6 protein-coding genes are annotated in these 7,334 nt (G+C 70.8%); 3 read left to right on the top strand and 3 right to left on the bottom strand.

The window, feature by feature from the left end; translation table 11 throughout:
* From M878_RS49480 to M878_RS82525, 3 genes are all read right to left on the bottom strand, one after another.
* Positions 1–346: ATP-binding protein (locus M878_RS49480; RefSeq protein ID WP_031226536.1), on the bottom strand; the 346-nt coding region annotated here is incomplete at its 3' end.
* A gap of 162 nt (positions 347–508) precedes the next feature.
* A complete protein-coding gene (locus M878_RS82530) occupies positions 509–1,135 on the bottom strand; it encodes an NUDIX domain-containing protein (RefSeq protein ID WP_023551780.1) in 627 nt (208 codons plus the stop codon).
* A gap of 81 nt (positions 1,136–1,216) precedes the next feature.
* The gene (locus M878_RS82525; RefSeq protein WP_023551779.1) at positions 1,217–2,905 is read right to left on the bottom strand and encodes a CTP synthase; all 1,689 of its coding nucleotides are present in this window, start codon (positions 2,903–2,905) and stop codon (positions 1,217–1,219) included.
* Between the two features lie 537 nt (positions 2,906–3,442).
* Between M878_RS82525 and M878_RS82520 the strand changes: the two genes are divergently transcribed.
* From M878_RS82520 to M878_RS000000100425, 3 genes are all read left to right on the top strand, one after another.
* Positions 3,443–5,245 (top strand): glycoside hydrolase family 15 protein, encoded by a 1,803-nt coding sequence (locus tag M878_RS82520; RefSeq protein ID WP_023551778.1) that lies wholly within the window; start codon positions 3,443–3,445, stop codon positions 5,243–5,245.
* Between the two features lie 125 nt (positions 5,246–5,370).
* Complete coding sequence (locus tag M878_RS82515) at positions 5,371–6,753, top strand: FAD-binding oxidoreductase (RefSeq protein WP_023551777.1); 1,383 nt, start codon at positions 5,371–5,373, stop codon at positions 6,751–6,753.
* Positions 6,754–6,797: 44 nt separating this feature from the next.
* Positions 6,798–7,334: PucR family transcriptional regulator ligand-binding domain-containing protein (locus M878_RS000000100425; protein WP_023551776.1), on the top strand; the 537-nt coding region annotated here is incomplete at its 3' end.

The raw sequence follows: 7,334 nt of genomic DNA, 5'->3' as shown, positions 1-7,334 counted from the left end.
GGGCCGGCAGCTCCAGCGCGGCGAGCAGCTCACGGGCGACACGCCCGACCGGAACGGGGGTGCCGCCGGGCTCGCTGAGCCGGGCCCGCAGCACCCCGTCGGGGTAGCGGCCCTCGACCTGGCGTACGAGTTCCTCGGCGAGGGCGGTGCGGCCGGAGCCGGGGCGGCCCGCGATCAGGAGCACGCGCGCGCGTGGTGCCTTGCGGCCGGAGAGGGTGTCCAGTCCCGCGCGCTCGATGTCGGCGCGCAGCTCCTTCAACTCCCTTGTACGGCCCAGGAAATGGTCTTCCGTGCTCTCGTACGCCGAGCGCCGCACGCCGCCTGTGTCCACCACCTGATCCGTCACGGGCCACGCTCCCGTCCCACCGCACACGCAAGCCCGCCGGATCTTCCGCTACGGGCGTACAGAGCCTAGTTCACGCTCTGCGACGTGCTGCGAGGAGCGCGGCGGACAGATCCCCTGATCGGATCAGGCGATCGTCACACCACTGACCCGAACGGGTGCGGCTCAGGTCTCGAAGGGCCGGGCCGGCCAGGGGGCGCCGGCCGGGCGGAGCGCGTCGAGGCCGTCGCCGCTCCGAGCGGCCACCAGGGACAGCACGCCGACGACCAGGCAGTTGTTGTGCACATCACCGGCCAGGACGCGGCGCACGAGCTCCTCCACCGGCACGCGCGCGTGCTGCATGTCGGTCTCCTCGTGCTCCGCCTCGAAGCGCTCACCCTCGGCCTCGGACAGGCCACGGGCGAGGAAGATCCGTACGGCCTCGTCGCAGCCGCCGGGCGTGGTGTAGACGTCGGTCAGCACCCGCCAGTCCTCGGCCTTGACGTGCGCCTCCTCGTACAGCTCGCGCTGGGCGGCGTGCAGCGGGTTCTCACCGGGGATGTCGAGCAGGCCGGCCGGGATCTCCCACAGCTTGTACCGCACCGGGTGGCGGTACTGCTTGATGAGCAGCACCCGGTCCTCCTCGTCCAGGGCGAGGACGGCGACCGAGCCGGGGTGGACCTGGTAGTCGCGGCGGGCCACCGAGCCGTCGGGCATGACCACCTCGTCCGTGCGGACGGAGGTCTTGTTGCCCACGAAGGGGGTCTCCGTCGCCCGGATCTCCCATGCCTCGGGGGTGTCCTTGATCGTCATGCCCTGTCCCTCCACATGCGCCGGCGGCCGGGGCGCGATCCTTTTGAATGCGCGCGCCCCGGCCACCGTACAACCCTTGTGTTACTTCGCGATCTTCCGCACGCCCTCGGCCCGCTGACGCTCCACGGCCGCCTTCACCAGGCTGGCGAAGAGCGGGTGCGGACGCGTCGGCCGCGAGCGCAGCTCGGGGTGCGCCTGGGTGGCGACCAGGTAAGGATGCGCTTCGCGCGGGTACTCGACGTACTCCACGAGCTTGCCGTCGGGCGACGTGCCGGAGAACAGGATGCCCGCCTTCTTCTCCAGCTCCGCACGGTAGGCGTTGTTCACCTCGTAGCGGTGGCGGTGGCGCTCCTCGACGTACTCCTTGCCGTCGTACACCTCGCGCACGATCGAGCCCTCGGCCAGCTTCGCCGGGTACATGCCGAGGCGCATGGTGCCGCCCATGTCGCCCTCGCCGGCGACGATGTCCATCTGCTCGGCCATGGTGGAGATCACCGGGTGGCCGGTGGCCGGGTCGAACTCGGTGGAGTTGGCGTCCGGGATGTCGGCCAGGTTCCGCGCGGCCTCGATCACGATGCACTGCAGGCCCAGGCAGAGGCCGAGCAGCGGGATCTTGTTCTCGCGGGCGAAACGGATGGCGCCTACCTTGCCGAGCACACCGCGGTCACCGAAGCCGCCCGGGATGCAGATGCCGTCGACGTCGCCGAGCACGGCCTTGGCACCAGCCGGGGTCTTGCAGTCGTCCGAGGTGACCCACTTGATCTTCACGCGGGCGCGGTTGGCGAAGCCGCCGGCGCGCAGCGCCTCGGTGACCGACAGATAGGCGTCGGGCAGGTCGATGTACTTGCCGACCAGCGCGAGGGTGATCTCGTGGTCGGGGTTGTGGACACGGTCCAGCAGGTCGTCCCAGGTGGTCCAGTCGACGTCCCGGAACGGCAGGTCGAGCTTGCGCACGACATAGGCGTCCAGGCCCTCGGTGTGCACGACCTTCGGGATGTCGTAGATCGAGCGGGCGTCGGGGCAGGCGACCACGGCGGCCTCGTCGACGTCGCACATCAGCGAGATCTTCCGCTTGATCGCGGTCGGCACCTCGCGGTCGCAGCGCAGCACGATGGCGTCGGGCTGGATACCGATGTTGCGCAGCGCGGCGACGGAGTGCTGGGTGGGCTTGGTCTTCAGCTCGCCGGAGGGGCCGATGTACGGCAGCAGCGAGATGTGGACGACGAAGACGTTGTCCCGGCCGACCTCGTGGCGGACCTGGCGGACGGTCTCCAGGAACGGCAGCGACTCGATGTCACCGACCGTGCCGCCGACCTCGGTGATGACGACGTCCACCTCGTCGGTGGCCATACGGCGGATGCGGTGCTTGATCTCGTTGGTGATGTGCGGGATGACCTGCACCGTGTCACCGAGGTACTCGCCGCGCCGCTCCTTGGCGATCACGGTCGAGTAGACCTGGCCTGTAGTGACGTTGGCGCTGCCGTCCAGGTCGCGGTCGAGGAAGCGCTCGTAGTGTCCGATGTCCAGGTCGGTCTCGGCACCGTCGTTGGTGACGAAGACCTCACCGTGCTGGAAGGGGTTCATCGTGCCCGGATCGACGTTGAGGTACGGATCCAGCTTCTGCATCACGACGCGCAGACCGCGAGCCTTGAGCAGCATGCCCAGGCTGGAGGCGGTCAGGCCCTTGCCGAGCGAGGAGGCGACGCCCCCGGTGACGAAGATGTGCTTGGTCGTCGTGGCTGTGCTCGATCGAAAAGCAGCGGGCGGCATGGCCAAGAGGGGGCTCCCGTGGTCGCGGTCTGTCGTGCGGTACGGCTGCCTTTCCGGAGGTCTCCGGGGGTTTTGCCGTCGCTGCGGTTCGGGGGTTTCAGGCCCACCGGTCCACGGGCTACCAGGGTATCAGCGCCTGGACGAGATGGCTTCCGGCCACGCTCCGCACGCGTCCGGGCACGGAATGCCTCGCCACCCCTGTCAGCACAGGCACGCCCAGGTCACACGGTTATTACCCGCTGCTCACCCGTTCGGCCCACACGGGTTGCCCGGAGCGGCACGCAGATCATCTACGTGCGTCGTATCCTGCTCGGACACTCGCTGCCGTGCCCGGCCGGACCGAGGGCACACCCCCGCCTGCACCAACCGGAAACAACGAGCGCGCGGCAGTTCGTTGAGCAGAGACTGTCGTGTTGCCTCAGGGCTCGGCGGGCTGCTTTGCTTCACCGCTCAACGACGCATAACAACGACCCCTTGACCGCACCAGCGACCGCCCCCCTGCGCGGGGGTGACGTGGCCGTTCGACTGGAGTTGCACGTGGCCGGGCGCATCGAAGACTACGCACTCATCGGAGACATGCAGACCGCCGCACTGGTCTGCCGGGACGGCACAGTGGACTGGCTGTGCCTGCCCCGCTTCGACTCGCATGCCATCTTCGCCGGCCTGCTGGGCACCGAGGAACACGGCTTCTGGCGGCTCGGCCCGGCGCACGCGGCCGACGCCCAGCCGCCGTCGGCGGCCCGGCGCAGCTACCGCGGCGACTCGCTGGTCCTGGAGTCGGAGTGGGACACCCCGCGCGGCACGGTCCGGGTGACGGACTTCATGCCCCCGCGTGAGGGCGCGCCGCAGCTGATCCGGATCGTGGAGGGCGTCACCGGCCGGGTGCCGATGCGCTCGGCCCTGCGGATGCGGTTCTCCTACGGCCGTGTCGTGCCCTGGGTGCACAAGCACGAGGGGCGGACCGTCGCCGTCGCCGGTCCTGACTCGGTGTGGTTCGACACCGAGGCGGAGACCTTCGGAAAGTCGTTGACGACGTACGCCGACTTCACGGTCGCCCCGGGTGACCGGATCGCGTTCACGATCTCGTGGCAGCCCTCGCACAAGGAGCCGCCGCCGCTGCCGGAGCCGGAGGCCTCGCTGGAGGCGACGGAGGACTTCTGGCGCGAGTGGGTCGAGCACTGCACGTACCACGGGCCGTACCGCGAGGCGGTGGTCCGCTCGCTGATCACCCTCAAGGCCCTGACATACGCCCCCACGGGCGGCATCGTCGCGGCCCCGACGACCTCTCTCCCGGAGGACATCGGCGGGGTCCGCAACTGGGACTACCGCTACACCTGGCTGCGCGACGCCGCGATCACCCTGTCCTCCCTCCTGCGCACCGGCTACCGCGAGGAGGCCCGCGCCTGGCGCGAGTGGCTGCTGCGCGCGGTCGCCGGCGACCCGGAGAACCTGCAGATCATGTACGGCATCGCCGGCGAGCGCGAGCTGGGCGAGGCCGAGCTGGACTGGCTGCCGGGCTACGAGGCCTCGGCACCGGTCCGCGTCGGCAACGGCGCCGCCCACCAGCTCCAGCTGGACGTGTACGGCGAGGTCACCGAGGCCCTGCACCTGGCCCATATGACGGGCCTGGCCCGCAACGACTACGCGGCCCTGCTCCAGCTCAAGCTGATCCGCTACCTGGAGGACCACTGGCAGGAGCCGGACGAGGGCATCTGGGAGGTGCGCGGCCCCCGCCGGCACTTCGTCCACTCCAAGGTGATGGCCTGGGTCGCGGTGGACCGCACCATCAAGCTGATCGAGTCCGGGGACGCGGACGGCCCGCTGGAGCGCTGGAAGGAACTGCGCGACGACATCCACCGGGACGTCTGCGAGAAGGGCTACGACAAGGAGCGCAACACCTTCACACAGTCCTACGGCTCCCAGGAGCTGGACGCCTCGCTGCTGCTGATCCCCCAGATGGGTTTCCTGCCACCTGACGACAAGCGCGTCATCGGCACCATCGAGGCGATCCAGCGCGAGCTGTCCACCCCGGACGGGTTCATCCTGCGCTATCCGACGGAGGGCGCCCACGCGGGCGTCGACGGCCTTCCGGGCGACGAGGGCGCCTTCCTGGCCTGCTCGTTCTGGATGGCGGACGACCTGGCGATGATCGGCCGGGTGGACGAGGCGAGGAAGCTCTTCGAGAAGCTCCTCGCACTGCGCAACGACCTCGGTCTGCTCGCCGAGGAGTGGGACCCGCGCCTGCAGCGCCAGGTCGGCAACTTCCCGCAGGCGTTCAGCCATGTGCCACTGATCGACACGGCACTGCGGCTGACCGCCTCCGGCGCTTACGGCGGCTAGCAGGGTGTCGGTCGTCTGCGGGTCCGTTGTGGCTGGTCGCGCAGTTCCCCGCGCCCCTTCGGGGCGCTCCGGCCTAGGCTGGTAGCGCACAAAACCCCCTTCACCTCACCGGAAGGGGGGCGGCGATGGCTTCCCCCTCCAAGGCGCGCACGGCCCTCGCCGGGTTGCGCGCAGACCTCGCAGGCGAGGTGTTCGCCCCGCAGGACCGCGGCTACGACGAGGCCCGGGCCGTCTTCAACGCGATGATCGACCGGCGCCCGGCCGTGATCGCCCAGTGCGCGCACGCGACCGATGTCGTACGGGCCGTGCGCTTCGCCCGCGACCTGGATCTGCCGATCGCGGTGCGCGGCGGCGGGCACAGCGTGGCCGGGTCGGCGCTCGGTGACGGCGCGCTCGTGGTGGACCTGCGCCGGATGCACGAGGTGACTGTCGACCCGGCGGCCGAGGCGGTCCGGATCGAGGGCGGCGCCACCATGAGCCGGCTGGACCGGGCCACCCAGCCGTACGGCCTCGCGACCACCGGCGGCCGTGCCTCCACCACCGGGATCGGCGGCTTCGTCCTCGGCGGCGGCACCGGCTGGCTGGACCGCGCCTTCGGCCTCGCCGTGGACAACCTACTCGGCGTGGAACTGGTGACCGCCGACGCCGAGCGGGTGCACGCCAACGCCGACGAGAACCCCGAGCTGTTCTGGGCGCTGCACGGCGGAGGCGGCAACTTCGGCATCGCCACCGCGCTCACCCTGGAGCTGCACGAGCTGCCGGTGTTCTCCGTCGCCCTGCTGATGTACCGGCCGCGGTTCGGCCCCGAGGTGATCCGCACCTTCCGGGACATCGTGCTCGGCGGACCCGACGAGGCCGGCGGCGCCGTGCTGTACGTAACGGGGCCGCCCGAGGCGTTCGTACCGCCGGAGCTGATCGGCAAGCTGCTGTGCGGGCTGTTGCTCACCTACGCGGGTGACGAGGAGGGCATGCGCAAGCTGGCCGAGCCGCTGCTGGCCCTGCCGCACGAGGTGGAGGTGGCCGGCGCGATGCCGTACGCCGATGTGCAGTGCATGCTCGACTTTCCGGCCGGACTGCGGAACTACTGGTCGGCGGAGTATCTGACCGGACTGCCGGACGAGTTGGTGAACGCCTTCTGCGCCCGCGCGGACAGCATGCCGGTGCCGACCGGCAGCCAGCAGATCCTGTTCCCGCAGGGCGGGGCGATCGCCGCCGGCCCGCACGCGTACCCGGTGCCGTACCGGGACGCGCCCTGGGCCGCGCACCCGTTCGGCATCTGGGCGGACCCGGCCGAGGACGAGCGGGCGATCGCGTGGGTGCGGGGCGTGTGCGCCGACGTACGGCCATGGAGCACCGGGGACGTGTACCTGAACTTCATCGGCGACGAGGGCCCGGAGCGGGTGCGGGCGGGGCTGGGCGAGGGCAACACGCTGCGCCTGGAGAAGGTGAAACGACGCTACGACCCGGACAACGTCTTCCGCTTCAACCACAACATCAAGCCCATCTGACAGGGAGCTGTCCCGAGGGCGTTTGCGCAGGTAGCGTCCGCTGCATGGACAGCCGTACGGACAACCGATTCGACACCCAGGGCGCCGGGATCACCGTTCAGCGGGCGCTGGAACTGCCGGGGCTGCGCAGCGGGCTGCCGGAGATCCTGGCGGGGGCCGACCGGCTGGGGCGCACGGTGCGCTGGGTGCACGCGGGCGAGGTGCCCAACATCGCCTCGCTGCTCAAGGGCGGCGAGCTGCTGCTCACCACCGGCTACGGCCTCGGCACCCGCCCGGCCGAGCAGCGGGCGTTCGTGCGCACGCTCGCCGAGCGCGGGATCGCCGCCCTGGTGGTGGAGCTGGGCCCGCGTTTCACCCGGCTGCCGGCCGCCCTGGTGGACACCGCCCGCGCGGCCGGGCTGCCGCTGGTCCAGCTGCACCGCGAGGTGCCGTTCGTGACGGTGACCGAGGAGATCCACACCGAGATCGTCAACGGCCACTACGCCCTGCTGCAGCGGGCCGAGGAGGTGCACCGGCGCTGCACCGAGGCTCTGCTGGGCGGCGGCGGGGTGCCGCAGGTCCTGGGCATCCTGGCCGGCTTC

This window comes from Streptomyces roseochromogenus subsp. oscitans DS 12.976 (genome assembly GCF_000497445.1).
Taxonomy (GTDB): domain Bacteria; phylum Actinomycetota; class Actinomycetes; order Streptomycetales; family Streptomycetaceae; genus Streptomyces; species Streptomyces oscitans.
Note: the sequence above shows the minus strand (reverse complement) of the source record. Positions and strands in the feature narration are given on the sequence as shown.

Bases quoted from the DNA above. Each gene is read 5' to 3' on its own strand.
- M878_RS82530 (WP_023551780.1), bottom strand. From the start codon at position 1,135: ATGACGATCAAGGACACCCCCGAGGCATGGGAGATCCGGGCGACGGAG.
- M878_RS82525 (WP_023551779.1), bottom strand. From the start codon at position 2,905: ATGCCGCCCGCTGCTTTTCGATCGAGCACAGCCACGACGACCAAGCAC.
- M878_RS82515 (WP_023551777.1), top strand. From the start codon at position 5,371: ATGGCTTCCCCCTCCAAGGCGCGCACGGCCCTCGCCGGGTTGCGCGCA.